Here is a 26,920-nt window from a genome sequence, read left to right as displayed (position 1 = left end):
TGATGACAGCCCTCACGCTGCGCGGGATCTCCAAGCGGTTCGGCGCCGTCAACGCGCTCACCGACATCGATCTCGACGTCGCCGGCGGCGAGGTCGTCGCGATCGTGGGCGACAACGGCGCCGGCAAGTCGACGCTGGTCAAGGTGCTGTCCGGGGTGCACCCGCCGGACAGCGGCACGATCTCCTTCGACGGGGTCCCGGTCACGGTGCCGAACCCGGCCGCGGCCATCTCGCTCGGCATCGCGACCGTGTTCCAGGACCTCGCGCTGTGCGAGAACCTCGACGTCGTCGCGAACCTGTTCCTCGGCCACGAGCTCGTCCGGCCGCGGCTGGACGAGGTGGCGATGGAGGTGCGCGCGTGGGGGCTGCTCGGCGAGCTGTCGGCGCGCATCCCGAGCGTCCGCACGCCGATCGCGGCGCTCTCGGGCGGGCAGCGGCAGACCGTCGCGATCGCCCGCTCGCTGCTCGGTGACCCGCGGATCATCATCCTCGACGAGCCGACGGCCGCGCTCGGCGTCGCGCAGACCGCGGAGGTCCTCGACCTCATCGAACGGCTGCGCGAGCGCGGGCTCGGCGTCATCATGATCAGCCACAACATGGACGACGTCCGGGCCGTCGCCGACCGCATCGTCGTGCTGCGACTCGGCCGCAACAACGGCGACTTCCCGGCCGACGCCAGCACCGAGACGATCGTCTCCGCGATCACCGGGGCCGACGACAACGCCGTCACGCGCCGGGCCCGGCGCCGCAAGGAGGCCGACCATGTCTGACCTGGCCACCGAGCTGGACCGCCAGGACGTGCGCGTCGAGCACGCGTCCGGGCTGTCCGGGACGCTCGCCGAGTTCGGCCGCCGGATGCGCGGCGGCGACCTCGGGTCGCTGCCCGTGATCGTCGGGCTGGTCGTGATCTGGACGGTCTTCCAGATCGCGAACCCGGTCTTCCTCTCGCCGGACAACCTGGTCAACCTGACGCTGGAGCTGTGCTCGGTCGGCGTCATCTCGCTCGGCATCGTGTGCGTGCTGATCGCCGGGCAGATCGACCTGTCCGTCGGCTCGGTCAGCGGGCTGTCCGGCGCGATCCTCGCCGTCCTGTTCGTGAACCAGGGCTGGCCGGCCGCGCTGGCCGTGGTCGCTGCCGTCGCCGCGGCCGCGCTCGTCGGGTACGTGTACGCGCAGATGTTCAACCGGCTGGGCATGCCCAGCTTCGTGGCCACCCTGGCCGGGCTGCTCGCGCTGCTCGGGCTGCAGCTGTGGATCCTCGGGGCCGCCGGGTCGATCAACATCCCGTTCACGTCCGGGCTGGTGTCGTTCGCGCAGCTGTGGTTCCTGCCGCCGGTCGTGGCGTACGTGCTCGCGGCCGTCCCGGCGGCGGTGGTGCTCGGCTCCGGGCTGCGGCTGGCCGCGCGCCGCCGAGCGGCCGGGCTCTCGGCACGCTCGACGACCGCGCTGCTCGTCCGGGCCGGCGCGCTGCTCGTCGTGCTGGAGCTGGTGGCCTGGTACCTGAACCAGAGCCGCGGCGTGGGCTGGATGTTCGTCTTCTTCGTGCTGCTCACGGTGGCGCTGGACTACATGCTCACCCGCACGGCCTGGGGGCGCTCGCTGTTCGCCGTGGGCGGCAACGCGGAGGCCGCCCGGAGGGTGGGCATCAACGTGCGCATGGTCTACACGTCGGCGTTCGTGCTGTGCTCCAGCCTCGCGGCGGTCGGCGGCATCCTCGCCGCGTCCCGGCTGGCGTCGGCCAACCAGTCCAGCGGCACCGGCGACGTCAACCTCAACGCCATCGCCGCCGCGGTCATCGGCGGCACCAGCCTCTTCGGCGGGCGCGGCAGCGCCTGGTCGGCGCTGCTCGGCGTGGTCGTCATCCAGTCGATCTCGTCCGGGCTGACGCTGCTCAACCTCGACTCGTCGTTCCGGTTCATGATCACAGGTCTGGTGCTGGCCCTGGCCGTGGCGGTCGACGCGCTGGCCCGCCGCTCCCGCGCGTCGCACGGGCAGGCCTGACGCGGGTGAGATGAACGTGAGCGGGGTTTCTGGGCGCTCGAGTTCAAGGGGTCGTCGCAACACCGTTGGTTGGTTGTCGGCGTGACAGTATCTCGTTGAGGGCCTGGGCTGGTGTTGTCCAGCCCAGTGTCTTTCGGGGGCGCTCGTTCAGTTCGGCGGCGACGGAGGCCAGGTGTGCGGCGCTGTGCACGGACAGATCGGTGCCTTTAGGGAAGTATTGGCGGAGCAGTCCGTTCGTGTTTTCGTTGCTGCCGCGTTGCCACGGGCTATGCGGATCGCAGAAGTAGATGTCGAGGTCGGCGGCCATGGTGATCTCGGCGTGGCAGGCCATCTCCGAGCCCTGGTCCCAGGTCAGACTCCGGCGCAGGTGCGCGGGCAGGGTGGAGATCGCGGCGAGCATGGCGTCGCGCACCGCCTCGGCGCTGTGATCGTGGGGCAGGTGCAGCAGCAGCACGAACCGGGTGCTGCGCTCGACCAGGGTGCCGATCGCGCTGTGGTTGCCCGCGCCCAGGATCAGGTCACCTTCCCAGTGTCCTGACACCGCCCGGTCCTCGACTTCGGCCGGCCGGTTGACGATCATGAGCTCGTCCGGGATGGTGCGCTTGCCGCGCCGCTCTCCGGGGACGCTGCGAGGTTTGCGCAAGGCCCGCCCGGTGCGCAGGCACTGGGTCAGTTCGCGGCGGAGTTCGCCGCGGCCCTGCACGAACAGGGCCTGGTAGATCGTTTCGTGCGACACCCACATCTCCGGTCGCTCGGGGTAGTCCCGGCACAAGGTGGTGGCGATCTGTTCCGGGCTCCACCGCTTCTCCAGCCGGGCGAGCACCTCGGCGTGCAGTTCGGGTCGGGTGGCCAGCTTGCGCAGCTGCAGCTTGGGTCGCCGCGCCCGCAGCTCAGCCTTCCACTGCGCCACCGAGGCCCGATACCGCAGCCGCTCGTGCTCGGGTCGGTCCCGGCCCCGGTTGGTGCCCGGTTTCGGCCCTGGCCGCCGCGGCCCGTCCGCGCGCGGCCCGAGACCTGGCCCGGGAGCCGGCCGGCGCACGATCCGGTTTCGGGCCAACTCCCGACCGATCGTGGACCGATGCCGACCGAGCTGTCGGGCGATTTCCGCCCGGGATTTACCCTGTTCCCACAGGATCGCGATCTCTTCCCGTTCCTGCATCGACAAATACCTACCCGACGGCTCCGCAAGATCCGGAATCATGCCGCCAGACTTGGCCATCCAGCTCGCCGCGGTGGACTCCGACACGCCCGCCACCAAGGCTGCAGCTGTGATCGACGCGCCCGCGATCCGCGCCCGCCAGAACTCCCGCACGCGCTCCCGCGGCAGCCGAGGAGGACCTGCCACCCCATCACCCCAGTTCAGACAGGGTGTTGCGACGACTCCTTGAATCCACCGCCCCAGAACCCCGCTCACGTTCCTCTCGCGCGTTCGACGGCGCGGGCGTAGCGCCCGGCGAGTTCGGCGAGGCGCGCCACCAGCTCCGGGGGCTCCGTCACCTCGAAGTCGACACCCAGCAGGCCGAGGTGCACGGCCAGGCCGTCGAGGGTGTCCGAGCCGGTGTGCAGCACGCACGTGCCGTCGTCGCGGGCCTCGACGTGCCCGGCCGCGGACGGGATGCGCGGTGCGATCACCGAGGCCGGCGCGTGCACGAGCACGCGGGCACGGTGGCGCCAGGCCGCTGCGGAGACGCGGCCGGACAGGTAGGCGGCGACGTCGTCGGTGGGCAGCGGGCGCGGGGTGAAGCGGGGACCGGTGGGGGTGCGCGGGGTGATGCGGTCGGCGCGGAAGGTGCGCCAGTCGCCGCGCTGCACGTCCCAGGCGAGCAGGTACCAGCGCCGGCCCCACACGACGAGCCGGTAGGGCTCGACCTCGCGGCGGGACGCGCCGCCGTCGTGGGTGCGGTAGTCGAACCGCAGCCGTTCGGTGTCGCGGCAGGCCGCGGCGAGTGCGGTGAGGACGTCCGCGTCGACCTGCGGCGACGGGGTGTCGTCCGGCACGCGCAGCGCGTACTCGCCCAGCGCCGCCACCCGCCGCCGCAGCCGCGGTGGGAGCACCCGCTCCACCTTGGCCAGCGCCCGCAGCGACACCTCCTCGACGCCGGTGAGCCCCGTGGCCGAGCGCAGGCCGATCACCGTGGCGACGGCCTCCTCGTCGTCGAGCAGCAGGGGCGGGAGCTGGGCGCCGGCGCCGAGCCGGTAGCCGCCGACGGAGCCGCGGTTCGCGACGACCGGGTAGCCGAGCGCGCGCAGCCGCTCGACGTCGTTGCGCACGGTCCGCTCGCTCACCTCCAGCCGCTCCGCGAGCTCCGGTCCGGTCCACTCCCGGCGCGCCTGCAGCAAGGACAGCAGGCGCAGCAGCCGGGCCGACGTCTCCAACATGGGCGAAAGTCTGCCGCACCATCAGGAACGAACCTTGCCTGATGGGCTCGTAGTGTTCTGGACATGGAGATCACCCCGTTCCGCATCGACGTCCCGCAGGCCGACCTCGACGACCTCGCCGACCGCCTCGCCCGCACCCGCTGGACCGAGGAGCTCGACGACGCGGGCGGCAACGACTACGGCGTCCGCGTGGCGCCCATCCGGGAGCTGGTCCGCCGCTGGCGCGACGAGTTCGACTGGCGCGCCGTCGAGAAGCGCATCAACGCGATCCCGCAGTTCACCACCACGATCGACGGGCAGCGCATCCACTTCCTGCACGTCCGCTCCCCCGAGCCGGACGCGTTCCCGCTGATCCTCACGCACGGCTGGCCGGGCACGTTCGTCGAGTTCCTCGACGTGATCGGCCCGCTGACCGACCCGCGGGCGCACGGCGGCGACCCCGCACAGGCGTTCCACGTGGTCGTCCCGTCGATTCCCGGGTTCGGCTTCTCCGGCCCGACGACGGACCCGGGCTGGAACCGCTACCGCACCGCCCGCGCCTGGGCGGAGCTGATGGCCGGGCTCGGCTACGAGCGCTACGGCGCGCACGGCAACGACGGGGGCGCGTTCGTCGCGCCGGAGCTGGGGCGGTTCGACGGCGAGCACGTCGTGGGCGTGCACGTGGACCAGATCTACTCGTTCCCCTCCGGCGACCCGGCCGAGTTCGCCGACATGTCCGAGCAGGAGATGGCGGAGCTGACCACGCTGCAGGAGTTCAGCGCGGACAAGCTGGCCTACAGCGAGCTGCACTCCACGCAGCCGCAGAACCTGGCGCACGCGCTCGCCGACTCACCGGCAGGCCAGCTCGCCTGGTGCTACCAGCTGCTCGGCGACTCCGTCGACCCCGACTTCGTGCTGACCATCGCCGCGATCCACTGGTTCAGCCGCACCTCCGCGTCGGCGATGCGGTTCTACTGGGAGGATCGGCACGTGCCCGAGGAGGACAAGCCGCAGGGGCCGACGACGGTGCCGCTCGGGTTGGCGGCGTTCGCGTTCGACTTCTCCGGCATCCGGCGCTTCGCCGAGCGCGACCACGCCAACATCGTGTCGTGGAACGAGTTCGACCGCGGCGGCCACTACCCGGCGCACGAGGTGCCGGACCTGCTGGTCGGCGACCTGCGCCAGTTCTTCGCCGGGCTGCGGGGCTGACGTGACGGAGGTGCTCGGCCCGCGGGCGCTGAACCGGGCGCTGCTGGCGCGCCAGTTCCTGCTGGAGCGCACGACCCGGTCGGTGCCCGAGGTGGTCGAGCACCTCGTCGGCCTGCAGGCGCAGACGCCGCACACCTGGTACCTCGGGCTGTGGAACCGCATCACCGGCTTCCGGCCCGAGGACGCGGCAGACCGGCTCGTCGACCGGTCGCTCGTGCGGATCGCGCTGATGCGCTCGACGATCCACCTGGTCACCGCCCGCGACGCACACGGGCTGCGGCCCGTCGTGCAGCCGGTGCTCGACCGCGACCTGTTCACCAACCAGCTGCACGGGAAGGCGATCGCGGGCGTGGACGTCGCGGCCGTCGTCGAGGCGGCCCGCCCGTTGCTCGCCGAGCGCCCACGCACCCCGAAGCAGCTGGGTGCGCTGCTGGCGCCGACGTGGCCGGACGTGCCGCCGGCGACGCTCGCCTACGCGGTGCGCAACATGCTCCCGCTCGTCCAGGTGCCCCCGCGCGGGGTGTGGGGGCGCAGCGGCTCGATCGCGCACACCAGCGCCGAGAACTGGATCGGCACCGGGCCCGGCCACACCCCCGCGGACGTGGTGCGCCGCTACCTGGCGGCGTTCGGCCCCGCCACCGTCGCGGACGTCCAGACGTGGTCCGGCCTCACCCGGCTGCGCGAGGTCGTGGAGCCGATGCGCGGCGAGCTGCGGACGTTCCGCGACGACCAGGACCGGGAGCTGTTCGACCTCCCCGACGCCCCGCGCCCCGACCCGGAGACGCCCGCCCCGGTCCGGCTGCTCTACGACTTCGACAACCTGCTGCTCTCCCACGCCGACCGGCGCCGGATCAGCACCGACGCGTTCCGCGCGGCGTTCGCGCGCCGGGGTGGGCCGCAGCCGGGAGCCGTACTGGTCGACGGTGTCCCGGCAGGCCACTGGACACTCGCGGACGGGCGGCTGACCGTGCACCTGCACCGCCCGCTGAGCTCGGACGACGTCGCGGAGATCACCGCCGAGGGCCACCGGCTCCTCGACTTCACCGCTCCCGGCGCCGAGCAGGAGGTCCAGGTGGCTCAGGCCGGCCGCGCGGGCGCCGAGCCGGGCAGCGGGGTCGGGTCGAAGTAGCGGACCTCGTACACCCGCTCCGCGAACCGCCAGCCGTCGGGGGTGCGCCGGTAACGGTCGTGGTAGACGGCGTAGTTCTGCCCTTCGTGGCCGTCGAGGGTGCGGGCGAGTTCCTGCATGTAGGTGCGGCCGGTCGCGGTGTCGCCGTCCAGCTGGATCGTGCCCGGGTGCGCGGTCTGCACGAAGAAGTCCCACTGCGCCTGCAGCGCCTCGCCGCCCACGCGGATCTCGTCCGGGCCCACCATCTCGGCGGGGACGTTCGGCATGCGCAGGACCCCGTCGTCGGTGAACAGCGCCGCGAGGCGCGGGCGGTCGCGCATCATCACCGCGTCGGTGAACTCCGCGCGCAGCGCGTCGATCTCGACGCGGTCCGCGACGGCGCGGAGGCGGGCTTCCAGATCGGTGGAGAGTGTGTTCGTCATACCGGTACGACCCCGCAGCCCCCGAGAACGTGACATTCGCATCTGCTGTCCGCGGGGAGGTTCGCACTAGGTTCGCCCGGTGGTGCCTGCGCAGACCTACGTCGAGCGCTTTCCCGTGCCGGCGCTCGCCGCTCGGGTGCGCACGGTCTGGGTCCAGACGATCGGGGCGGAGCCGTACCTGCAGCGCAACGTGCCCACCGGCGGCGTCGAGCTGCACTGCCCGCTCGGCGAGCTGCCGCGGCTGGTCGGGCCGCTGACCGGACCGGACGTGCACCTTCTGCCCCCGCACACCACGGTCGTCGGGGCGCGGTTCTGGCCGGGAGCCGGCTCGTCGCTGCTCGGGTTGCCGGCCGACGAGCTCGTCGACCTGACAGTGCGGACGGACGACCTGTGGGGCGCCGAGGCGCGCCGGCTCGGCGACCTGCTCGCCGCAGCACCGGGGCCGGACGCGGCACTCGACGTGCTGCAGCGCTACCTGGTCACCCGGCTGGACCGCGCGGACCCGCCGGACCCGCTCGTCACCGAGGCGGTGCACCGGCTGATGCCGTGGCACCCGGTGGAGATCACCGCACTGACCTCGCAGCTGTCGATCTCGGCCAGCCAGCTGCGGCGCCGGTTCCTCACCGTCGTCGGCGTGCGGCCGAAGGTCCTGCAGCGGACGCTGCGCTTCCAGGGCTACCTCGCGCTGGCGCAGGCCGCCGCCGGTGACGCCGGGTGGCGGGTGGCCGACCTCGCCGCCGAGCTGGGCTACGCCGACCACGCGCACCTGAGCCGCGAGTGCCAGCGCCTCACCGGGAGCACCCCGCGCGAGCTGCTGCACGACAGCGAGGACCGGTGCGGCTGCGGGCACGACCACGCCGCGTCCTACGGCCCGTTCCTCGCCGGCCGCGCCCGCGCCGTGCGGGCCGGTTGACGCGCGGTTCGTTCAAGCGTCGCGTCCCGCCGGCACCCTAGCGTCGGCTCCATGACCGATCTGGACGGGCTGCGCGCGGCACTGGACGGGACCCTCCTGACCCCCGACTCGCCCGGCTACGACGCCGCGCGGCTCCCCGCACTGCCGCAGTGGCGCGACGTGCGCCCGCTGGCCGTCGTCCGGTGCGCCTCTGCGCGGGACGTCGCCGGCGCCCTGCGGTTCGCCGCGACGACGGGCACGCACGTCGTCCCGCGGGGCGGCGGGCACTGCTTCGCCGGCCGCTCCTCGACGGACGGGCTGCTGCTCGACCTCGGCCCGCTCGACGCCGTCACCGTCGACGCCGACGGCCGGGCCCGGATCGGCGCCGGGGCCCGGCTCGCGCAGGTCTACGACGCGCTGCACGCGCACGGGCGCACCATCCCCGCCGGATGCGGCCCGACCGTCGGCATCGCCGGGCTCGCGCTCGGCGGCGGGATCGGGCTGCTCGGCCGCCGCCACGGCCTGACGTGCGACGCGGTCGTCGAGGCGGACGTCGTCCTCGCCGACGGGCGGTGCGTCCGCTGCTCGGCGGACACGGAACCGGAGCTGTTCTGGGCACTGCGCGGCGCCGGCGGCGGCCAGTTCGGCGTCGTCACGTCGCTCGTCCTCGCGACCGTGCCGGAGCCGGTGGCCACCCGCATCGAGCTGCACTGGCCGGCCGCCGCGGCGGCCGACGTGATCACCGCCTGGCAGGCCTGGGCGCCGGACGCACCCGACGACGTCACGGTCAACCTCGCCGTCGTCGCCGAGCCCGGCCGCCCGTTGCGCGTCACCGCCTTCGGCGCGGCCCTGCGCGACCCAGACGCGACGTCGCCGCTGCTGGCGGAGCTGATCGACCTGGCAGGCGCGCCGCCACGGGTGGACCTGCGCGGCGGCCTGCCCGTCCGGGACCTCAAGCGGTCGTTCGCCGGCGACGGCCCCGCCGACCCGGTGACCAGCCGCTCCGAGTTCTTCGCCCGCCCGCTGCCGGCCGCGGCGATCACCGACCTCCTGGACGGCCTCGCCCACGAGCACGCCGAGCTCAACTTCACCGCCATGGGCGGCGCGTACAACCGGGTCGCCGTGGACGCGACGGCGTTCGCGCACCGCGGCGAACGGTTCCTGCTGGAGCACGTCGGGCGGAGACCGGACCACGTCGACCGCTCCTGGACGGTCGCGCACGCCCACGGCTCCGGCCGGGTGTACCCGAACTTCCCCGACCAGTGCCTCGACGGCTGGGCGCAGGCCTACCACGGCGAGAACCTCGCCCGGCTCCGCGCCGCGAAGCAGGCCTACGACCCGGACCGGCTCTTCCGGTTCCCGCAGGGGCTCGGCTCGGCGTGACGCCTCGCCGCGTCACCGGACCCTGATCGCCGCGTCCTCGGCCGCCCCGAACTCCTTGCGCAGCGCCGGGAGCAACTCCGCCTCGGCGTGGCGGAGGAAGTCGGGTTGGGTCTCCCCGCCGATCTGGACGAGCGCGACGTGGCTGAACCCCGCCTCGACGAACGGGCGCACCGCCTCCACCTGCGCGTCGGTGTCGGGGCCGCACGGGATCGCGGCCGCCACGTCCTCGGGGCGGACGAAGCTGGTGGCGGCGTCGAAGCCGGCGGGGCCGGGCAGCTCGGCGTTGACCTTCCAGCCGCCGCCGAACCAGCGGAAGAGCTCGTGCGCCCGTTCGGTCGCGGCCTGCGGGTCCGGGTCGTGGGAGATCGGCAGCTGTCCGACGGCCGGCACCTGCGCCCCGGCCACGTCGCGGAACCCGCTGACCAGCTCGGCCTGCGGCTCCACCGCGACGACGGCGTCGCCGACCGGCGCGAACCGCTGGACCGACTGCTCCCCCGACACGGCGACGGCGATCGGCACGCCACCGTCGGGCAGGTCCCACAGCTTCGCCGAGTCGACGCGGTAGTGCCGCCCCTCGTGGTTGACGTAGCCGCCGGCCAGGAGTGCGCGGATGATCTCGATCGCCTCGGCCAGCTTGTCCTGCCGGACGTCGGCGCTGGGCCAGCCCTGCCCGACGACGTGCTCGTTCAGGTTCTCCCCCGAGCCGAGGCCGAGGGTGAAGCGGCCCTGCGAGAGCAGGCCCACCGTCGCCGCCTTCTGCGCGACGACGGCCGGGTGGTAGCGCATCGTCGGGCACGTCACGTAGGTCATGAGGCCCACCCGTTCGGTCGCACAGGCGACGGCGCCGAGCACGCTCCACGCGTACGGCGCGTGGCCCATGCTGTCGAGCCACGGGAAGTAGTGGTCGCTCATCACCTCGAAGTCGAATCCGGCCTGCTCGGCCCCGACGGCGTCGGCGACGAGGTCGCGGGGACCCCGCTGCTCGGTCATGAGGGTGTAGCCGAAGGCAGTCATGTGCGCCGGGGTACCCGCACCGCGCCGGACCGACGCATGCGCACGCACCGTGAGCAGAACCGATCCGGGGGTTCACCCGCCCGGCGGTCCGATCATGGATTGACTACCGGTGGGGTGGGGTAGGTGCACGGCCGGGCACGGGAGAGCCTGCGCGCCACGGGTGAAGGGACGGGTCATGGGTGAGTTCTCGATCGCGGTCGAACGCGTCGGGATCGGCGTCCACCTGTTCCGTTGTGCCGGCGACCTCGACCGCACCGCCGGCGCGCACGTGGCGAGGCTCATCGACCACGTCCCCGGGCTCGTCCACGCGATCGTCGACCTCGGCAACGTCCGCTCCTACGCCGAGCACGCGCTCGATCCCTTCCACGACGACCGGGTCATCGTCATCGGGGTCACCGCGCACCTCATGCTGCTGCCCGGACGGGTGGCCGCCGAGCTCGCCGGTCTGCGCACCGCGCGCGACCTGGACGGCGCGCTGGCCCAGCTGCAGCGCACCCCGGCCGCCGTCATGCGCACCGTCGTCCCGTACCCGCGTGACCGCCGCCGCGGCATCACCGGCGCGACCACCCCGGTGTGACCCCGATCACTACCCGGCGATTGCCGCCACCATGATTCGGGTACCGCACGGCCGTGCCGCGCGGAGAACTACTGTGAGCCTCTGCAGGAGGCATCGAGTCGTGAGCGAACAACTGCACGTCGCCGCGGACGCCGAACCACATCTCGTGGGTGTCGTGCGGTTCGCGGTGTCGACGTGGCTCTCCGCCGTGCGCTGGCCGGCCAGTGCCGCCGACGAGCTGCTGTTCGCGATCGGCGAGGCCGCGAGCAACTGCGTGGAACACGCCTACCGGGGGCTCGAGGTCGGCCGGATGACCGTCGACGTCACGGCGGTGGACGAGCCGCGGGCGATGCACGTGGTGGTCACCGACTTCGGCCGGTGGCGCCCGCAGCGGCCGGACGCGGGCCGCGGCAACGGGTTGATCCTCATCAACGGCCTGATGGCGTGGTCGCGCGTCGAGACCGACGACGCGGGCACGCGCGTGCGGATGCGCAGCAACCCCGCGCCGTGAACCTGCCGGGTGCAAGGTCTTCACCCCACGTCCGAGGAACGGAAGAATCGTGACCCCCCATCCCCCCGCCCGGCGAAGGAACCCGATGCCACTGTCGATCAACACCGTCTCCGCCGCGGACGGCAGTGCCACCGTCGTCGTGGACGGCGAGGTCGACCTCGCGACGGTGGGCCAGCTGCGGGCAGCGCTGGGCAGCGCAGCGCGCACCGGCGGCGGCACGGTGCTGGACCTGACCTCGGCACGCTACTTCGACAGCGCGGCGATCAAGGCCGTGTACGAGCACGCGGCGGAGCTGCGGGAGATCGTCGTGCCGTCGGGCGGCATCGTGGCGCGGGTGCTGTCCATCAGCGGGCTCGACCAGCACGTGCCCGTGCGCCAGACGGATGGCTGACCCGCTGTTCGCCGGCGGCGGCCGGATGGGCGCGGTGATGGCCGACCACGACTGGGCGGCGACACCGGTGGGACCGCCCGCGACCTGGAGCCCGACGCTGCGCGGCGCCGTCAGCATCATGCTGGCGTCGCGGTTCTCCATGTGGCTGGGGTGGGGCCCGGAGCTGGCGTTCTTCTACAACGATGCCTACCAGCGCGACACGCTGCAGGCGAAGCACCCGTGGGCGTTGGGGCGGCCGGCCCGCCAGGTGTGGGCGGAGATCTGGCACGAGATCGGCCCGCGTGCCGACTCGGTGATGCGCACCGGCGTGGCCACCTGGGACGAGCACCTGCCGCTCGTGCTGGAGCGCCGCGGCTACCCCGAGGAGACCTACCACACGTTCTCCTACAGCCCGCTGCGCGAGCCGTCCGGCGAGGTGGGCGGCTTCCTGTGCGTGGTCACGGAGGACACCGAGCGGGTGCTCGCCGCGCGGCGCACGGCCACCCTGCGCGACCTCGCCGCCGCGCTGACCGCCGAGCGCAGCGTCGACGGCGTCACCGAGGCCATGGCCACGACATTGGCGGCCAACCCGCTCGACGTCCCGTTCGCGCTGCTCGTCCTGCACGAGGCGGGCGAACCGGTCGTGGCGCGGGCCGTCGGGATCAGCCCGGAGCACCCGGCGGCCGACCCGACGGCGTGGCCGATCGCCGACGCGCCCACCGAACGCGCCGTCGTGCTCGACGACCTGGGCGAGCGCTTCCCGTACCTGCCGTCGGGCCCGTGGGGGCGGCCGGCGCAGCAGGCCGCCGTGGTGGGGTTGGACGCGCCGGGTGCGACCTCGGAGACGCCGCGCGACGTGCTGGTGGTCGGGCTCAACCCGCTGCGCCCCGCCGACGACGCCTACCGCGTGTTCGTCGAGCTCACCGCCGGGCAGATCGCCGCCGCGCTCGTCGGGGCGCGGGCGTTCCAGGCCCAGCGCCGCCGCGCGGACGAGCTGGCCGCGCTGGACCGCGCGAAGACCGCGTTCTTCTCCAACACCAGCCACGAGTTCCGCACCCCGCTGACGCTGATGCTTGGCCCGCTCGACGAGCTGCGCCAGGCTCCCGCGATCGCGGAGGACCCGGTGCTGCTGCACGACGTGGAGCTCATCCACCGCAACGGTCTGCGGCTGGGCAAGCTGGTGAACCACCTCCTGGAGTTCTCGCGCATCGAGGCCGGCCGGATCGAGGCGCGCTTCGAGCCCGTCGACCTCGCCGCGATCACCGCCGAGCTGGCCAGCATGTTCGAGACCGCCGTGACGCGGGCCGGGCTGGCGCTCGACCTCTCCTGCCCGCCGCTGCCCGGGCCGGTCTGGGTCGACCTGGCGATGTGGGAGAAGGTGGTGCTCAACCTCCTGTCGAACGCGGTCAAGTTCACGTTCGAGGGCCGCATCGCCGTCACGCTCGGCCCGGACCCGGCCGGTTTCTCCTCCGGGGTCGTGCTGGAGGTGGCCGACACCGGGGTGGGCGTGCCCGAGACCGAGACGGACCGGCTGTTCGAGCGGTTCCACCAGGTCCTCAGCACCCGCGGACGCTCTGCGGAGGGCAGTGGCATCGGGCTGGCACTGATCAAGGAGCTGGTCGAGCTGCACGGCGGGCGGGTCGAGGTCACCTCGACGGAGCACGTCGGCACGTCCTTCCGTGTGTGGCTGCCGACGGGTTCGGCGCACCTGCCGCCCGACCAGGTCGTCGACCACCCGATCGAGCCCGGCCCGTCGGTGGCCGAGCTGGCCGCGCCGTACGTGGCCGAGGTGCTGCGCTGGCTGCCCGACGAGACCGCGGAACCCGCGCACATGCCGGTCACCTCGACCAAGGCCAGCACCCACGTCCTCGTCGTCGACGACAACGCCGACATGCGCGACTACGTCACCCGGCTCCTCTCCGTGGACCACCGGATCACCGCGGTCGGCGACGGCGCCACCGCACTCGCCGTCGCCCGGGCGGACGTGCCCGATCTCGTGATCAGCGACGTCATGATGCCCGGGCTGGACGGCATGGAGCTGCTCGCGGCGTTGCGGGCCGACCCCGCGACGTCGGCGGTGCCGGTGATGCTGCTCTCGGCGCGCGCCGGGCAGGAGGCCGCGCTCAGCGGGCTCGCCGCCGGCGCCGACGACTACCTGGTCAAGCCGTTCTCGGCGCTCGACCTGCGCACCCGCGTCTCCGCCCGCATCGAGCTGGCGCGGTTGCGCCGCAACACCGAACGCTGGTTCACCAGCATGGCCGACGCCGTGCCCACCACCATCTGGGTGGACGGGCCCGGCGCGGAACGCGTGCTCGCCAACGCGGCCTGGGCGCGGCTCGTCGGCGGTGACCGGTCGGCGTCCGACACCACCGCCGGACCGTCGCACGCCGACCTGGGCACGGGCTGGCAGGACCGCCTGCACCCGGACGACCGCGCCCGCTACGCCGAGGTCCGCGCCGCCGCCGAGCAGCAACGCACCCCGTTCGAGGTGGAGTACCGCATCCGCCGCGACGACGGCCGCTACCGCTGGGTGCTCGACCGCGGCGCCCCGTTCACCCTCGAGGACGGGTCGTCCGGGTTCGTGGGCGGCTGCCTCGACGTCGACGACCGGCAGCGCGACCGCGAGCGCCAACGCCTGCTCGCTGTCGTCGGCACCGTGCTCGACCTCGCGACCACCCTCGACCACCGGCGTCAGCTGCTGGTCAGGACCCTCGTCGACGAGGGCGTGGTGGACACCGCGCGGCTGATCGCGTTCGAGCGCCCCGGCGACGTCACGAGTGGCCGGCCGGTCGCCGCGGCCGCCGCGACCGGCGCCATGGAGCACCTGCTGGAGATGCTGGACCCGTGGTGGTTCCCGGACGACCCGTCGATCCCGGCCCTGGGCCGCGCCGGCCCGTTCGACGACGCCATGATCGCCGGCCGGAACCCCGATCCGCGCCAGCAGGAGATGCGCCGGCAGCTGCGCGACCTCGGCCTGCACAGCCACTCCGTGGTGCCGCTGCGCACCCGTGGCCAGACGATCGGCCTGCTCACGGGCGGCCGCGCCGGCACCGCACCGCCCTTCGACGACACCGACCTCGCGGTGCTCACCGAGATCGGGGAGCGCGCTGCGACCGCGCTGGACAACGTCGCGCTGCTGGAGCGGGAACGCGCCACCAGCCGGCGTCTGGCGGTGCTGCAGGCCGCGACCGGCTACCTGTCGGCCGCGGCGACACCCACGGAGGTGGCCGCGGTCGCGGTCAGCCAGTTCGCCGCGCTGCTGGACGCGGAGATGGTGGCGGTGTGGCACCTGCGCGGGGACACGCTCGTCGACCTCGCCGTGGCGGGCTTCCCGGAGCAGCTGTGGCGACGGGCCGACGGCGAGCCGCCGCTGCTGCTGCCGGACCTCGTGCGCTCGGGGCAGCGCATCTGGTTGACCGGCCGCGACGGGTGGGCGAGCCGCCCGCAGCACGAGGTCGAGCTCGTCACGCAGTGCGGGGTCGCGGCCATGGGCGGGATCCCGCTGCGGGTCGGCGACCGCGTGGTGGGCGCGGTCATCGTCGGGTACGCCGCCGACCAGGACCTCGACGACGACCGCGCGAGCTCCGTGCAGGCGCTGGCCGACCAGTGCGGGCAGGCGCTGGACCGGGCGGGGCTGCTCGCGGCGGAGAGCCTCGCGCGGCGCCAGGCCGAGGAGTCCGGAGCGCTGGTCGCGGCACTGTCGTTCACGGAGAGCCCGGCGCAGGTCGCCGCCGTCGTCACCGAGACCGCTGCCACCATGGGCGCCGTCGGCACCGCCGTCGTCATGGTCGACGGCGACGGCCTGCGGGTGCTCGCGGCGCCCGGACGCCCCCGCGGCGACGGCTCGGCGCGGATGTCGGTGGGGTCGGCGCACCCGCTCGCCGAGGTCGTCCGCACGGCGGTGCCGCGGTGGGCCCCACCCGAGGGGCAGGTCGTGGCCGATACCGAGCCGCGGCTGCCCGGCCAGGTCGCGATCCCGCTCGCGCTGGCCGGCACCGTGGTCGGCGCGTTCGGCATGGACTTCGGCGGCCCGGTGACGCTGGAGGCGGCGGACCGCAGCGCGTTGATGGTGCACGCCGAGCTGTACGCGCAGGCGCTGGACCGTGCCCGGCTGCGCGAGACCGAGCACGAGGTCGCCGAGGTCCTCCAGCGCAGCCTCCTGCCCGGCACGCTCCCCCAGCTCGAGCGCGTCGCGAGCGTTGCCCGGTACCGGCCGGGCGCGCTGAACACGCAGGCCGGCGGCGACTTCTACGACGTGCTCGAGATCGACGACCAGCACGTCGCCCTCGTCGTCGGCGACGTCGTGGGGCACGGGCCGCGCGCGGCCGCCGTCATGGGTCGGCTGTCCGCCGCAGCCACCGGCTACCTGCTCGACGGCCGCTCCCCGGCGGCCACCCTGGAACGGGTGGACCGGTTCACGGCCCGGCAACCCGACGCCATGGGCAGCACCTGCATCTGCCTCACCCTCGACCGCGCTACCGGCGAGATCGTGTGGGCGAGCGCAGGGCATCCGCCGCTGGTGCTCGTCGAGCCGGACGGATCATGCTTCCTCGAGCACGGCTCCGGTGTGGTGCTCGGGGTGCGCGGCCGCCGCCCGTACATGCAGGCGAGCCGCCGCATCGCCCCGGGCAGCATCCTCGTCGCGTACACCGACGGGCTGGTCGAGCGGCGCGGCGAGCTCATCGACACCGGGCTGGAGCGCCTGCGCAGCATCGTCGAGGAGCACCGCGACGAGCCGGTCGACGCCATCGCCGAGGCCGTCCTCGACGGGCTCATCGGGGAGAACCCGCCCGGCGACGACGTCGCCTTCGTGGTGCTGCGCTGGTTGCCGGCGCCGGCGCGGGCGTCCCTGCCGGCAGTCCCGGAGTCGTTGGCGGAGCTGCGCCAGCTCGTCGCGGACTGGTCGATCCGGTGCGGGCTGAACCCGCGCCAGGTCGACGACCTGCAGCTCGCGATCGGCGAGACCGCCACGAACGCCATCGAGCACGCCTACTTCCCGGACGGCAGCAGGCCGGGCGGCGGGATCGAGCTGGAGCTGGAGCATCTGGGCCCGCACGCCGTGCGCGCCACCGTGCGCGACACCGGCTGCTGGCAGCCGCCGACGTCCGATCCCGACCGGCCGGGCGGGTTGGGGCTGGTGGTGGTGCACCGCATCGCCGACGACGTCACCGTCGACGCGAGCGAGCACGGCACCACCGTGTCGTTCAGCGTGCCCGCCCAGCAGCGGTAGTCCGCGTTTGGATCCACTGTGGTCGGGAACGCAGTAGTCGTGCTGTTCCCGACGAAGGTCGCACTCGGCGCGCTCCTGGCCGCGCTGGTCGCCGGCTGCGGGTCGGCGGAGGAGCCGCAGGTGCGGGCCGCAGCGGACGCGTACGCGTCGGCCGCCGGCCGCGGGGACGGCGCCCGGGTGTGCTCGATGCTGACCGCTCGGGCCCGTTCCGACGTCGAGTCGTTCGGCCGCAGCTGCGCGGCCACGGCGGCGCAGCTGCCGGCGCCGGGCACGGTCCGGACCGTCGAGGTGTGGGGCGACAGCGCCCAGGTGCGGTTCGACGCGGACGTGGTGTTCCTGGCCCTGTTCGAGGACCACTGGCTGGTGCGGGCCGCCGGTTGCCGGCCACGGGACGGCGGGCCGTACGACTGCGCCGTCCACGGCTGAGGAGGTATGCATGCGCACCACGTTCGTGGCCACGTTGCTGATCGTCGGGGTCGGGCTCGCGTACTTCGTCGTGCTCGGCCTGCTACAGCGGTGAGGGGGACGACGGTGCGTGCGTTCCTCCGCGACAACGGGCTGTGGCTGTGCTTCGCGGGCCTGTTCGCGCTGTCGGTGGTCGGCCAGGCGTTCGCCGGCCTCGCCGACCACAACCACCTGCAGGTGGCCGCCGGCGTCGCCGAGTCGACGTGGGGCGAGTACGTGACGTCGTCGGACTTCGCCACCGACGTCGCCGAGAACTGGCAGTCGGAGTACCTGCAGTTCTTCCTGTACATCATCGTGACCGTGTGGCTGGTGCAGCGCGGCTCGCCGGAGTCGAAGAAGCTCGACGAGGCCGGCACCGAGTCCGCGGAGGACCAGCAGATCGGCCGCTACGCGACCGACGACTCGCCACGCCCCGCCCGCCGGGCGAGGGGCGCGGTGCTGTGGTTCTACGCCAACTCCCTGGGCACCGTGATGGCCCTGATCTTCGCCGGCTCCTGGGCCGCCCAGTCCATCTCCGGCCTCGCCGCCTACAACGACCAGCTCCTGCTCCAACTGGAGGACCCAATCACCTGGTGGGGCTACGTCACCTCCGCCGACTTCTGGAACCGCACCCTGCAGAACTGGCAGTCCGAGTTCCTGGCCATAGCCTCGATGGCGGCCCTGTCCATCTACCTGCGCCAACGCGGCTCCCCCGAGTCCAAACCGGTAGGCACCCCCCACGAGGCCACAGGGATAGAGAGCTGACCGGTGGTGTCTCGGGGCTCCGCCCCGAACCCCGACCCTCCCTCCGGTGGAGCAGGAAACCGCGGGCGGCTCCACCGCCGATCGGTCGCCCTGACGGGATGCCACAGCCCCGGCCCGACCGCAAACGATGAAGCGTGTTTGCGGCCGAACCGGCGCTGCGGCCTTGCTGCGCACGCCCGATCGACGGTGGAGCCTCACACCTGCCTGAGGGCACAGTGGCGCCCTGGTCATGGCGCGGCCCAGAGGTCGGTCATCCAGGGTGGCGGGATGAACTCCGGTTTCCCGGATGACATGTCGATGCGCCACTCGGTGGCGTGGATTTGATCATGGTGTTGGCAACACAGCATGACCAGGTTGTCCAAGGCGGTCGCGCCGCCGTGTTGCCACTCGATCACGTGGTGGACTTCGCACCAGGATGGTGGTCGGTCGCAGCCGGGGTGGGCGCAGCCGTGGTCGCGCAGGGCAACCGCCCGGCGCAACCACGTGGGGACCAGGCGGTGGGTGCGGCCGACGTCGAGGGGTTGGCTGTCGCCGTCGAGCACGACCGGGACCAGGTGGGCATCGCACAACAGCCGCCGCAGTTGCCCGGGAGTCAGTTGTCCTCCGGTGTCGAGCATCGCGGTGCGGGCCCGGTCTTCCAGGTCCTGCAGGCGGAGGGTGACGGTGACGCGGGGGCGTTCTCCCCCGACCTCGCCGGAGGCGCCGTGGTCGAGGGCGAACCCGCAGATCTCCGCCATGGCGGCCGCGTTGCGCTCCGCCGCGGTGGTGCCCCGGTTCTCGGGAGTCGGCCGGGTGCGGGCTTCGATCGCGGTGCGGATCGCGGCGAAGGCCAGCGGGTCCTCGAACTGGCCGCGCAGCCACCCGCTGCCATCAGCGTTGGCGCCCATCTGCAGTTCGTTGCGGCCGGGCCGCTCATCGGGTTCGGGCCCGTCGAGGTCGGCCGCGGCGAGCAGCTCCAGCCCCATGGCACGGACTTCGTGCGGGGTGAGGGTACGCGCCGCTTCACCGAGGCTGGTCTCGATCGCGATCCGGTCGGCCAGGCTGATCCGCGCGGCCGGGCGGGAGTTCATCAACGCGGCGATGATCTCAACGTGCCGCATCGTGGCCGCACCGTCAGCGAACGCCGCCGCGGTCGCGGGCAGCACCGGCTCCAACGGGGCACCATCCAACGCGACCCGCGGCCCAACGTGTTCGGCCGCCGTGACATGCCGGCGGGCGGTGTCGTGGTCCCAGCCGAGCAGATCCTTCAACCCGGCCGCGGTGTTGCGGTAGCCCTTCTCCGCCAGCACGCCGTCGCGTTCGACAGCCGCGATCGCGGCCACCTTGGCCCGGTCCGCTTGCCGCGACACCCCCTCGAGAATCAGGAGCGCGGCAAGAGGGTCGGGGCTGTCGGAGATGGCCGTGAACGCCTGCTCGATCAGGCTCACGGCCTGTGCGAGTGGGTTCTCGGTCATGCCCCAATGATACCCGAACACAGGTTCGAATTGACACCGATTACCGCAGGTCAGGTGCCGTTTGGCGCGAGTCAAAAGGCTCCACCGTCGGTCGGGCGTGCACAGCAAGGCCGCGCCGGTGCTCGGGTGGCAAACACGCGTTTCGTTTGCCACCCGAGCACCGGTGTGGCATCCCGAAGGGCGACCGAGTGACGGTGGAGCCGGCACGTAACAGCTCCACCGGAGGGAGGGCCGGGGCCCGGGGCGGAGCCCGAAAACCGAATCCGGAGACCCCAACAAACGGGAGAAACCGACCCCCTACCCCGACCTCCGCGCCCGCACGTTCGTCTCGTCCAGATCCAGTTCCTGACTGATCTCCACCATCGTCCCCCGCGAGATCTCCCCCTCGTCGTACATCCGCCGCAGCTCCTCGCGCTCGACCTCGATCAACCGGAGCCGCAGTTCACCGGTATCGGAGGACGAGGTGGACGACGAGCCGAGTTGCTCGCGCAGGTGGTCGCGGCGCAGTTCGAGGACCTGCCGCAGCGCTTCGGCGCCGGACGAGGAGGGGAGGTTGTCGAGTTCGCGCAGCGCGGCGTCGACGGCGGCGCGGCGGGCGCGGGCGCCTTCGGTGAGTTCGTGCTCGTGCGGGCGGAGGCCGACGAGGGCGAGGAGCCACGGCAGCGGGAGGGTCTGGCCGACGACGGTGGCGAGCACGACGACCATCGTCAGGAACAGGAGGAGGTCGCGCCGCGGGAACGGCTCCCCGGCCGCGGTGAGGAGCGGGATGGAGAGGGCGACGGCGAGGGACACGGCGCCGCGGGGGCCGCACCAGGCCAGCACGATCCGTTCCTGCCACGGCATGTGGGCGGCGAGTTCCTCGCGGATGGGGAGTCGTTGCAGCAGCGGCGCGACCAGCAGCACCCACCCGATCCGGACGGCGACGGTGGCGAGCACCACCGCCACGGACGCCACCACCACCTCGCCGACGGGGTACCCGGCGACGGCGCCGAGCACGGCAGGCGCCTGCACGCCGAGCAGCACGAACAGCACCCCGACGAGGAGGGTGTTGAGGGCGCGCCAGAACGTCTCGGTCTGCAGCCGCGCCTCGGGCGCCACGAGCCCGCGGCCGCGGGTGCCGAGCCACACCGCGGTCGTCACGGTGGCCAGCACCCCGGACGCGTGGACGAGCTGCGCCGGCACGAACGCCAGGTAGGGCAGCACGAGGGAGAGGACGACCTGGCTCGGCACGTCCCGCACGCGGCCGCGCAGCCGCGCCGCCAGCACGCCGACGACCAGGCCGAACCCGATGCCGCCGAGCACCTCGATGCCCAGCCGGGCCAGGACGTCACCCACCGTCAGGCCGGCGCCGACGGCGCCGACGGCCACGGCGAAGACGGTCAGCGCGACGCCGTCGTTGATGAGGCCCTCGGTCTCCAGCACCCGGACGAGCCGGCGGGGCGCGCCGAGCCGCTGCAGCACCGACCCGGCGGCGACGGGGTCGGGCGGCGCGACCGCGGCGCCCAGCGCGAGGGCGGCCGCCCACCCCACGTCGGGGAAGACCACGAGCAGGGCGCCGGCCACGACGCCGGCGGTGGCCACGACGAGGCCCACCGACTGCCCGAGCACGGCGACGAGGTTGCGCAGCGACTCGCGGGGGTCGGAGAAGAACGCCGCGTAGTAGATCAGCGGGGGCAGGAAGAGCAGCAGCACGGCGTCCGGGGACAGGCGCAGCTCCGCCACGCCGGGCAGGAAGCCGGCGCCGACGCCCAGCGCCACGTAGACGGTGGCGTCGGGGATGCCCGTCCGGTTGGCCACGAACCTGCCGACGAGCAGCCCGACCGCGATCACCATCGCGACGGCGAACACCTGCACGGCCATGACCGATCACTACCCCGCCGCGGCCAGTGCCATCCCCGGCGCCCGACACTGCAGTGGCAACTTCTCAGCAATCGCTGCTTGCACACCAAGAAATCTGTAGCTACCATTGCAGCTATTCGACCGGGAGACCTCCGGTCGGACCTGGACGCCGTGTTGGACTCGCTGTGATGTCGATGAAAGGAGTTGAACAGCGATGCTGATGCGCACCGACCCGTTCCGCGAGCTCGACCGCCTGACCCAGCAGGTGTTCGGCACGACCGGCACGTGGTCACGCCCCACCGCGATGCCGATGGACGCCTACCGCGACGGTGACCAGTTCGTGGTCGCGTTCGACCTGCCGGGCGTCGACCCCGAGGGCATCGAGCTCGACGTGGAGCGCAACGTGCTCACCGTGAAGGCCGAGCGCCGGCCGGTCTCGTCGGGCGAGCAGGTCGAGATGCAGGTCGCGGAACGGCCACTGGGCGTGTTCTCCCGCCAGCTGTTCCTGGGCGACACCCTCGACACCGACCACATCGACGCGCACTACGACGCCGGTGTGCTGACCCTGCGCATCCCCATCGCGGAGCGGGCAAAGCCGCGCAAGATCTCGATCAGCGCCGGCTCCGACCGCAAGGAGATCAACGCCTGAGCCTCAGGCTCTGCACGACCACGGCCGACCGCCCGGGGCACCCCGGATCGCCCGCCGGCACGGCCGGAGCGCTACGCCCGGCCGGGCCGGCACGGCCGGCCCACTGCCGACGACGAGGCGTCGGTGGGAACGGAGGTGATTCATCGCAGATCCGGAAGTTGATCATCATCTGACGTCCGAGATCCGGCGGGTGGGCATCCGCTCCGCGGCCCCCGCACCACCCAGGTGCTCCCAGCGGCGCCCCGAACCGATGCGCCCGCAGCACCAGCGCCCGCCCGGCGCACACCATCCGGCCCTCGGGGTCGGACGTTCCCCGCCGACCCGGACCATCCCACCCACGGCCCGCTGCCGCGGTTCGAACCAGAGCCCGGCAGCGGGCCACGATCATGTCGGAGCCGGCATCTCGCCGCGCTCAGCGGGTGCAGCGCGCACCGACCTGCCAGCACGGTGAGATCGCGGAGGAACGCGAGCCACAGGAGCGCGCCAGCTCAGCGCCCCACTCAGCGCCGCTCGTCGTCGCGCCGGGCCAGCTCGCGCTCCAGCTCGGCGACGCGCGCGTGCGCCGCGGCCAGCTCGTCCTGCAGCGCGACGATCCGGGCCGCCGCGTCCAGCGTCAGGCCCTCGTCGAACAGCTCGCGCATGCGTTCCGCCACGGCCAGCTGACGCCGCGAGTAGCGGCGGTGCCCGCCCTCCGAGCGGTGCGGTTCCAGCACGCCGGCCGCGTCCAGGCTGCGGAGGAACGCCGGCTGCACCGAGAGCAGGTCCGCCGCCTGCCCCATCGTCGCCACCGGGTAGTCCTGGTCGTCGAGCCGCCCGAGCCCGCGCCCGTCCCGATCCTGGCCTCGCGGCACGACGAACCTCCTGCGGTAATCTCCAATGCTCACTACAGATTACCGCAATCCACCCGATGAGGTCAGCCCAGCGCGTCCAGGTCCTTCCGCACATCGCCGACGGTAGCGGCGTGCCGGGCCAGGTCCGCCCACGGGTCGGTGCGCTGCTGGGCCAACCGGCGGCGGACCGACGCGATGTCGTAGCCGTCCGGGGCCACCCGGCCCAGCTCGTCCCACGCGATCGGCACGGCGACGGGGGCGCCGGCGCGGGCCCGCGGCGAGTACGGGACGACGACGGTCTGCCCGTAGGCGTTGCGGTTGGTGTCGAGGAAGATCCGGTCGCCGCGCTTCGCGATGCGCTGCTCGGTGGTGACACCGTCGGGGTCGGCGGCGACCAGCCGGTCGGCGATCGCGCGCGCGAGGGCGCGGGCCTCGTCGAAGCCTGCGGAGCGGTCCAGCGGCGCGAGCACGTGGTAGCCGCGGCTGCCGGTCGCCATCAGGTACGGGGTGAGCCCGACCGCGTCGAAGAGCTCGCGAGCGGCGCGGGCGGTGGCGCGCAGCGCGGCGACGTCGACGTCGGCCGGCGGGTCGAGGTCGATCACCAGCAGGTCGGGGTGGTCGACGCCGGGCCCGTCGGCGCGGGAGAGCCAGCGGTGCAGCTCCACCGCGGCCTGGTTGGCCAGGTAGCGCAGGCCCTCGACGTCGTCGACGACGAGGTGCTCGACCTCTCCGCGCTGGTTGCCCGACGGCACCGTCACCGTGTCGACGGGCGGGTCGGCAGGCGCCTGCTTCTGGTAGAAGCCTGCGTCGTCCACACCGTCGGGGAAGCGGTGCGTGACGAGGGGGCGCGCTTCCAGGTGGGGCAGCATCGCCTCCGCGACGTGCTCGTAGTGCTCGGCGATGTCGGCCTTGGTCCAGCCGGGCTCGGGGTAGAGCACCTTGTCCGGTCGGGAGATCTCCTGATGGGCGGTCACCTGCTGCTCGCCTCCTCGCGCACCACGTCCTCGGGTGCCTTGTCCTCGCGCAGCCCCAGGTACCGGGGATGGCGCAGCCTGCCGTCGCGGGTCCACTCGCTGAAGCCGATCTGGGCGACCAGCTCCGGCCGCACCCAGTGCACGCCGCGCGCCCGCACCGGGTCGGCGAACGGGGCCTCCGCGGTGTCGAGGCGGCGCATGCGGGCTCCCAGGTCGTCGAGGACGCGCCGGTCGAACCCGGTGCCGACCTTGCCCGCGTACCGCAGCCGGCCGTCCTCGTGGTACCCGACGAGCAGCGCGCCGAACCCGGTGCGGGAGCCCTCGGGATCGGTCCACCCGCCGATCACCAGCTCCTGGGCGTGCAGGCACTTGAGCTTCAGCCAGTCCGGCGACCGCCGCCCCACCCGGTACGGGGCGTCGGCGCGCTTCGCGATCAGCCCTTCCCAGCCACGCGCGCACGCCTCGCGCAGGTACGCCTCCCCGTCGGCGTTGCGGTGCTGGGCGACGCGCAGCGGGTCGCCGGTGCGCACGGCCACCCGCAGCAGCCGCTTGCGGGTGCGCAGCGGCAGCGCGGTCACGTCGTGCCCGTCGACGACGGGGACGTCGAACGCGTAGAGGAACACCGGGATGCCGCTGGCCAGAGCCGCGCGCCGGTCGTGCAGGCCGCTGCGCCCCTGCAGCCGCTCGAAGCTGGTCCGGCCCCCGTCGAACGCCACGATCTCCCCGTCGAGGACGGTGCCGGGCGCCACCTGCGCGGCGACGGCGTCGACGAGCTCGGGGTAGGTGTCGTCGAGCGGCTGCTGGGACCGCGACCACAGGTGGGCGCCGCGCCCGTCGCGGGCGGCGACGACGCGGACGCCGTCGAGCTTGCGCTCGTACACCCACGCCGGGTCGCTGAACCGTTCCTCGGTGAGGGTGGCCAGCATCGGCGCGACGAACCCGGCTCGCGCGGGCCGCAGCTGCGCGCGCTCGTCGGGGGTGAGGCGGTCGAGCGGACCGGTCACAGGTCCTCGTTCCGCCGGCCCGACAGCACCGACCCGGGCTCCGTGACGGCCGGGTTGCGGCGGCGGTCGGCGCCCTCGTCGTCGAGCTTCACCATGAGCCAGGACCGCTCGTCGCCGCCGAGGCGGGTGCGCTGCAGCAGGTAGCCCCCGTCGAGCTTCCGGCCGTGCAGCCACACCTTCACGTGCCCGTCGGCGAGCGCGTCGGCGACCGGTTCCTCGGAGAGGTTGTCGTAGGTGCCCGTGTCCCAGACGATCACGGTGCCGGCGCCGTACCGACCCTCCTCGATGCGTCCCTCGTAGTCGGCGTAGTCGAGCGGGTGGTCGTCGGTGCGCTCGGCGAGGCGGCGTTGCCGCGGGTCGGTCGACGGGCCCTTCGGCACCGCCCACGACACCAGCACTCCCCCGATCTCCAGCCGCACGTCGAAGTGCAGGCTGGACGCGTCGTGGCGGTGGATGACGAAGCGCGGCCCGTCCGCGCTCATGCGGCCCGCACCTCCTGCGCGAGCCCGCCGTCCAGCGACACCCTGACCAGCGCGGCCGCCAGCACCCCGACCCGGTCCGCGCGCACGAGCCCGGCCAGCTCGTCGACGTCGGTGGGCAGGCCGATCGCGCGCGCCCCGTCGAGGGCCTTGCGGTCCAGAGCGGGGCGCAGCTGCGGCCACACCACCTGCGCCTCGCGGCAGAAGATCTCCGCGCCGGTCGGGCCCACCCGCGGGAACTCGGTGAGGAGCTCCCGGATCCTCGCCGGATCGCCGTCGGTTCGGTCGCGCAGCCGGCGCAGGTCGTCGCCGTACCGGTCGTGCAGCAGCTCGGCCCCCTCGCCCAGCGCGGTCGCGGTGCTCTCGTCGTAGCGGCGGTAGCGCGCCCGGCCCAGCGCGTCGACGCGCTGCTGCCAGCTCGCCGCGCGCATCCGGGCCGGGGTGCCCATGCCGCTGCGCACGAGCTCGGCGGTCGCGGCCACCGCGATGTCGGCCGAGATCGGCGCCGAGAGCAGCACGGACATCACCAGCAGCCGGTAGAGCGGTGCCGGCGTGTCGGCCATCCGGATCCCGGCATCCGCGGCGTACGTGCGACCTGCCCGGTCCAGCAGCTCGTCCACGGTTCTGCGTGTCACGGTTCCCCCTTCCAGGTGCGCGGGTCGGGTACCCAGTGACGGGCGTCTCATGCCCGGCGGTTGACCTGCCCCGTCCCGGGTACGCCGCGGGCATGGCACTCACCGCGCTCGCCCTCAACTGCACCCTCAGCCCGGCGCCGGCGGAGTCGAGCACGCAGCTGCTGATCGACCAGGTCCTCGCCGCCCTCGACGGGCACGGCGTGAAGGGAGACACGGTCCGCGTCGTCGACCTCGACGTACGGCCCGGCGTCGAGACCGACATGGGCGACGGCGACGACTGGCCCGTGATCCGCGAGCAGATCCTGGCGGCCGACATCCTGGTCCTGGGCTCCCCGACGTGGCTGGGCCATCCCAGCAGCGTCGCCCAGCGCGTGCTGGAACGGCTCGACGCCGAGATCTCCGAGACCGACGACGAGGGGCGGCCGACGATGTTCGGCAAGGTCGCCGTCGTCGTGGTCGTCGGCAACGAGGACGGCGCCCACAAGGTCACCGCGGACCTCTTCCAGGCGCTGGACGACGTCGGGTTCACGATCCCCGCGCAGGGCGGCGTCTACTGGAACGGCGAGGCCATGTCGGGCGTGGACTACAAGGACCTCGACGAGACCCCCGAAGCCGTCGCGACGACCACGGCCACTCTGGCGACGAACGCCGCGCACCTGGCCCGCCTGCTGGCCGGCGCCCCGTACCCGCCAAGCTGACGTCACACAGCGCGTGGCCACGTCACACAGGTTGGGCGCTGTGTGCGGCGGCCGCGCGCTGTGTGACGTCCTCG

Annotated in this window: 25 protein-coding genes; 14 read left to right on the top strand and 11 right to left on the bottom strand. The window is 73.4% G+C overall.

The features are described from left to right. The first annotated feature begins 2 nt into the window (after positions 1 to 2). Both ACQEVB_RS35370 and ACQEVB_RS35365 read left to right on the top strand, forming a co-directional pair. A complete protein-coding gene (locus tag ACQEVB_RS35370; protein WP_432982279.1) occupies positions 3 to 770 on the top strand; it encodes an ATP-binding cassette domain-containing protein in 768 nt (255 codons plus the stop codon). Beyond that, entirely contained in the window at positions 763 to 2,001 is a 1,239-nt protein-coding gene (locus ACQEVB_RS35365) for a sugar ABC transporter permease (protein WP_432982276.1), read from the top strand. Before ACQEVB_RS35370 ends, ACQEVB_RS35365 begins: the two co-directional genes overlap by 8 nt. Before the next feature lie 43 nt (positions 2,002 to 2,044). Here the strand turns inward: ACQEVB_RS35365 and ACQEVB_RS35360 are convergent, their stop codons facing one another. Both ACQEVB_RS35360 and ACQEVB_RS35355 read right to left on the bottom strand, forming a co-directional pair. Further along, a complete protein-coding gene (locus ACQEVB_RS35360) occupies positions 2,045 to 3,346 on the bottom strand; it encodes an IS30 family transposase (protein ID WP_432982273.1) in 1,302 nt (433 codons plus the stop codon). A 65-nt stretch (positions 3,347 to 3,411) separates the two neighbouring features. Then, a complete protein-coding gene (locus tag ACQEVB_RS35355) occupies positions 3,412 to 4,380 on the bottom strand; it encodes a helix-turn-helix transcriptional regulator (RefSeq protein WP_432982270.1) in 969 nt (322 codons plus the stop codon). 63 nt (positions 4,381 to 4,443) lie between these two features. Between ACQEVB_RS35355 and ACQEVB_RS35350 the strand changes: the two genes are divergently transcribed. Next, positions 4,444 to 5,568 carry an epoxide hydrolase family protein gene (locus ACQEVB_RS35350; RefSeq protein WP_432982267.1) on the top strand — a complete coding sequence of 375 codons (1,125 nt, stop codon included), beginning with the start codon at positions 4,444 to 4,446 and terminating at the stop codon, positions 5,566 to 5,568. 1 nt (position 5,569) lies between these two features. After that, positions 5,570 to 6,697 carry a winged helix DNA-binding domain-containing protein gene (locus ACQEVB_RS35345; protein ID WP_432982264.1) on the top strand — a complete coding sequence of 376 codons (1,128 nt, stop codon included), beginning with the start codon at positions 5,570 to 5,572 and terminating at the stop codon, positions 6,695 to 6,697. Here the strand turns inward: ACQEVB_RS35345 and ACQEVB_RS35340 are convergent. Beyond that, positions 6,646 to 7,119, bottom strand: coding sequence for a nuclear transport factor 2 family protein (locus ACQEVB_RS35340; RefSeq protein ID WP_432982261.1), 474 nt, complete (start codon positions 7,117 to 7,119; stop codon positions 6,646 to 6,648). The two genes, ACQEVB_RS35345 and ACQEVB_RS35340, sit on opposite strands and share 52 nt — an antisense overlap. A 79-nt stretch (positions 7,120 to 7,198) precedes the next feature. Between ACQEVB_RS35340 and ACQEVB_RS35335 the strand changes: the two genes are divergently transcribed. Together ACQEVB_RS35335 and ACQEVB_RS35330 are read left to right on the top strand one after the other, a co-directional pair. Beyond that, entirely contained in the window at positions 7,199 to 8,032 is an 834-nt protein-coding gene (locus ACQEVB_RS35335) for a DUF6597 domain-containing transcriptional factor (RefSeq protein WP_432982258.1), read from the top strand. A gap of 51 nt (positions 8,033 to 8,083) precedes the next feature. Continuing rightward, positions 8,084 to 9,394 (top strand): FAD-binding oxidoreductase, encoded by a 1,311-nt coding sequence (locus ACQEVB_RS35330; RefSeq protein ID WP_432982255.1) that lies wholly within the window; start codon positions 8,084 to 8,086, stop codon positions 9,392 to 9,394. 12 nt (positions 9,395 to 9,406) lie between these two features. Here the strand turns inward: ACQEVB_RS35330 and ACQEVB_RS35325 are convergent, their stop codons facing one another. After that, a complete protein-coding gene (locus ACQEVB_RS35325; RefSeq protein ID WP_432982252.1) occupies positions 9,407 to 10,408 on the bottom strand; it encodes a TIGR03557 family F420-dependent LLM class oxidoreductase in 1,002 nt (333 codons plus the stop codon). Positions 10,409 to 10,583: 175 nt separating this feature from the next. On the opposite strand from ACQEVB_RS35325, the gene ACQEVB_RS35320 reads away from it, so the two are divergent. The 6 genes from ACQEVB_RS35320 to ACQEVB_RS35295 all read left to right on the top strand — a co-directional run bounded on the left by ACQEVB_RS35320 (position 10,584) and on the right by ACQEVB_RS35295 (position 18,284). Beyond that, entirely contained in the window at positions 10,584 to 10,985 is a 402-nt protein-coding gene (locus ACQEVB_RS35320; protein ID WP_432982249.1) for a hypothetical protein, read from the top strand. Between the two features lie 100 nt (positions 10,986 to 11,085). Beyond that, positions 11,086 to 11,475, top strand: coding sequence for an ATP-binding protein (locus tag ACQEVB_RS35315; RefSeq protein ID WP_432982246.1), 390 nt, complete (start codon positions 11,086 to 11,088; stop codon positions 11,473 to 11,475). A gap of 85 nt (positions 11,476 to 11,560) precedes the next feature. Continuing rightward, on the top strand, positions 11,561 to 11,866 hold the full coding sequence (locus ACQEVB_RS35310; RefSeq protein ID WP_432982243.1) for an STAS domain-containing protein: 306 nt from the start codon (positions 11,561 to 11,563) through the stop codon (positions 11,864 to 11,866). Continuing rightward, positions 11,859 to 17,075 (top strand): SpoIIE family protein phosphatase, encoded by a 5,217-nt coding sequence (locus tag ACQEVB_RS35305; protein ID WP_432982240.1) that lies wholly within the window; start codon positions 11,859 to 11,861, stop codon positions 17,073 to 17,075. Before ACQEVB_RS35310 ends, ACQEVB_RS35305 begins: the two co-directional genes overlap by 8 nt. Positions 17,076 to 17,114: 39 nt before the next feature. Further along, the gene (locus tag ACQEVB_RS35300; protein WP_432982237.1) at positions 17,115 to 17,501 is read left to right on the top strand and encodes a hypothetical protein; all 387 of its coding nucleotides are present in this window, start codon (positions 17,115 to 17,117) and stop codon (positions 17,499 to 17,501) included. Positions 17,502 to 17,606: 105 nt separating this feature from the next. Continuing rightward, entirely contained in the window at positions 17,607 to 18,284 is a 678-nt protein-coding gene (locus tag ACQEVB_RS35295) for a DUF6766 family protein (protein WP_432982234.1), read from the top strand. A gap of 227 nt (positions 18,285 to 18,511) precedes the next feature. Here ACQEVB_RS35295 and ACQEVB_RS35290 read toward each other — a convergent pair whose 3' ends face one another. Together ACQEVB_RS35290 and ACQEVB_RS35285 are read right to left on the bottom strand one after the other, a co-directional pair. Further along, positions 18,512 to 19,891 (bottom strand): DUF222 domain-containing protein, encoded by a 1,380-nt coding sequence (locus ACQEVB_RS35290; RefSeq protein WP_432982231.1) that lies wholly within the window; start codon positions 19,889 to 19,891, stop codon positions 18,512 to 18,514. A gap of 144 nt (positions 19,892 to 20,035) precedes the next feature. After that, positions 20,036 to 21,598, bottom strand: coding sequence for a cation:proton antiporter (locus ACQEVB_RS35285; RefSeq protein WP_432982228.1), 1,563 nt, complete (start codon positions 21,596 to 21,598; stop codon positions 20,036 to 20,038). 193 nt (positions 21,599 to 21,791) lie between these two features. On the opposite strand from ACQEVB_RS35285, the gene ACQEVB_RS35280 reads away from it, so the two are divergent. Then, positions 21,792 to 22,226: an Hsp20/alpha crystallin family protein gene (locus tag ACQEVB_RS35280; RefSeq protein ID WP_432982225.1), complete on the top strand. Its 435-nt coding sequence runs from the start codon at positions 21,792 to 21,794 to the stop codon at positions 22,224 to 22,226. A 500-nt stretch (positions 22,227 to 22,726) separates the two neighbouring features. Here the strand turns inward: ACQEVB_RS35280 and ACQEVB_RS35275 are convergent, their stop codons facing one another. From ACQEVB_RS35275 to ACQEVB_RS35255, 5 genes are all read right to left on the bottom strand, one after another. Continuing rightward, positions 22,727 to 23,005 (bottom strand): helix-turn-helix domain-containing protein, encoded by a 279-nt coding sequence (locus tag ACQEVB_RS35275; RefSeq protein ID WP_432985457.1) that lies wholly within the window; start codon positions 23,003 to 23,005, stop codon positions 22,727 to 22,729. A gap of 134 nt (positions 23,006 to 23,139) precedes the next feature. Continuing rightward, on the bottom strand, positions 23,140 to 24,030 hold the full coding sequence (ligD, locus tag ACQEVB_RS35270; protein ID WP_432982222.1) for a non-homologous end-joining DNA ligase: 891 nt from the start codon (positions 24,028 to 24,030) through the stop codon (positions 23,140 to 23,142). Further along, positions 24,027 to 25,034 carry a non-homologous end-joining DNA ligase gene (ligD, locus tag ACQEVB_RS35265; protein ID WP_432982219.1) on the bottom strand — a complete coding sequence of 336 codons (1,008 nt, stop codon included), beginning with the start codon at positions 25,032 to 25,034 and terminating at the stop codon, positions 24,027 to 24,029. The genes ligD (ACQEVB_RS35270) and ligD (ACQEVB_RS35265) overlap by 4 nt, the downstream gene beginning before the upstream one ends. After that, positions 25,031 to 25,516, bottom strand: coding sequence for a DNA polymerase ligase N-terminal domain-containing protein (locus tag ACQEVB_RS35260; protein ID WP_432982216.1), 486 nt, complete (start codon positions 25,514 to 25,516; stop codon positions 25,031 to 25,033). Before ACQEVB_RS35260 ends, ligD (ACQEVB_RS35265) begins: the two co-directional genes overlap by 4 nt. Next, a complete protein-coding gene (locus tag ACQEVB_RS35255) occupies positions 25,513 to 26,148 on the bottom strand; it encodes an endonuclease (protein WP_432982213.1) in 636 nt (211 codons plus the stop codon). Before ACQEVB_RS35255 ends, ACQEVB_RS35260 begins: the two co-directional genes overlap by 4 nt. Before the next feature lie 92 nt (positions 26,149 to 26,240). On the opposite strand from ACQEVB_RS35255, the gene ACQEVB_RS35250 reads away from it, so the two are divergent. Then, positions 26,241 to 26,846, top strand: coding sequence for a flavodoxin family protein (locus ACQEVB_RS35250; RefSeq protein ID WP_432982210.1), 606 nt, complete (start codon positions 26,241 to 26,243; stop codon positions 26,844 to 26,846). Positions 26,847 to 26,920: the final 74 nt, after the last annotated feature.

It is taken from the genome of Pseudonocardia sp. CA-107938 (assembly GCF_050936315.1).
In the GTDB taxonomy this organism is placed as follows: Bacteria; Actinomycetota; Actinomycetes; order Mycobacteriales; family Pseudonocardiaceae; genus Pseudonocardia.
This window is presented reverse-complemented; position numbering and strand designations above follow the sequence as displayed.

What these genes read in the sequence shown, in the direction of transcription:
- ACQEVB_RS35370 (WP_432982279.1), top strand. Translation starts at nt 3, where the DNA reads ATGACAGCCCTCACGCTGCGCGGGATCTCCAAGCGGTTCGGCGCCGTC.
- ACQEVB_RS35365 (WP_432982276.1), top strand. Translation starts at nt 763, where the DNA reads ATGTCTGACCTGGCCACCGAGCTGGACCGCCAGGACGTGCGCGTCGAG.
- ACQEVB_RS35355 (WP_432982270.1), bottom strand. Translation starts at nt 4,380, where the DNA reads ATGTTGGAGACGTCGGCCCGGCTGCTGCGCCTGCTGTCCTTGCTGCAG.
- ACQEVB_RS35350 (WP_432982267.1), top strand. Translation starts at nt 4,444, where the DNA reads ATGGAGATCACCCCGTTCCGCATCGACGTCCCGCAGGCCGACCTCGAC.
- ACQEVB_RS35340 (WP_432982261.1), bottom strand. Translation starts at nt 7,119, where the DNA reads ATGACGAACACACTCTCCACCGATCTGGAAGCCCGCCTCCGCGCCGTC.
- ACQEVB_RS35330 (WP_432982255.1), top strand. Translation starts at nt 8,084, where the DNA reads ATGACCGATCTGGACGGGCTGCGCGCGGCACTGGACGGGACCCTCCTG.
- ACQEVB_RS35325 (WP_432982252.1), bottom strand. Translation starts at nt 10,408, where the DNA reads ATGACTGCCTTCGGCTACACCCTCATGACCGAGCAGCGGGGTCCCCGC.
- ACQEVB_RS35320 (WP_432982249.1), top strand. Translation starts at nt 10,584, where the DNA reads ATGGGTGAGTTCTCGATCGCGGTCGAACGCGTCGGGATCGGCGTCCAC.
- ACQEVB_RS35310 (WP_432982243.1), top strand. Translation starts at nt 11,561, where the DNA reads ATGCCACTGTCGATCAACACCGTCTCCGCCGCGGACGGCAGTGCCACC.
- ACQEVB_RS35305 (WP_432982240.1), top strand. Translation starts at nt 11,859, where the DNA reads ATGGCTGACCCGCTGTTCGCCGGCGGCGGCCGGATGGGCGCGGTGATG.
- ACQEVB_RS35285 (WP_432982228.1), bottom strand. Translation starts at nt 21,598, where the DNA reads ATGGCCGTGCAGGTGTTCGCCGTCGCGATGGTGATCGCGGTCGGGCTG.
- ACQEVB_RS35280 (WP_432982225.1), top strand. Translation starts at nt 21,792, where the DNA reads ATGCTGATGCGCACCGACCCGTTCCGCGAGCTCGACCGCCTGACCCAG.
- ACQEVB_RS35275 (WP_432985457.1), bottom strand. Translation starts at nt 23,005, where the DNA reads ATGGGGCAGGCGGCGGACCTGCTCTCGGTGCAGCCGGCGTTCCTCCGC.
- ACQEVB_RS35260 (WP_432982216.1), bottom strand. Translation starts at nt 25,516, where the DNA reads ATGAGCGCGGACGGGCCGCGCTTCGTCATCCACCGCCACGACGCGTCC.
- ACQEVB_RS35250 (WP_432982210.1), top strand. Translation starts at nt 26,241, where the DNA reads ATGGCACTCACCGCGCTCGCCCTCAACTGCACCCTCAGCCCGGCGCCG.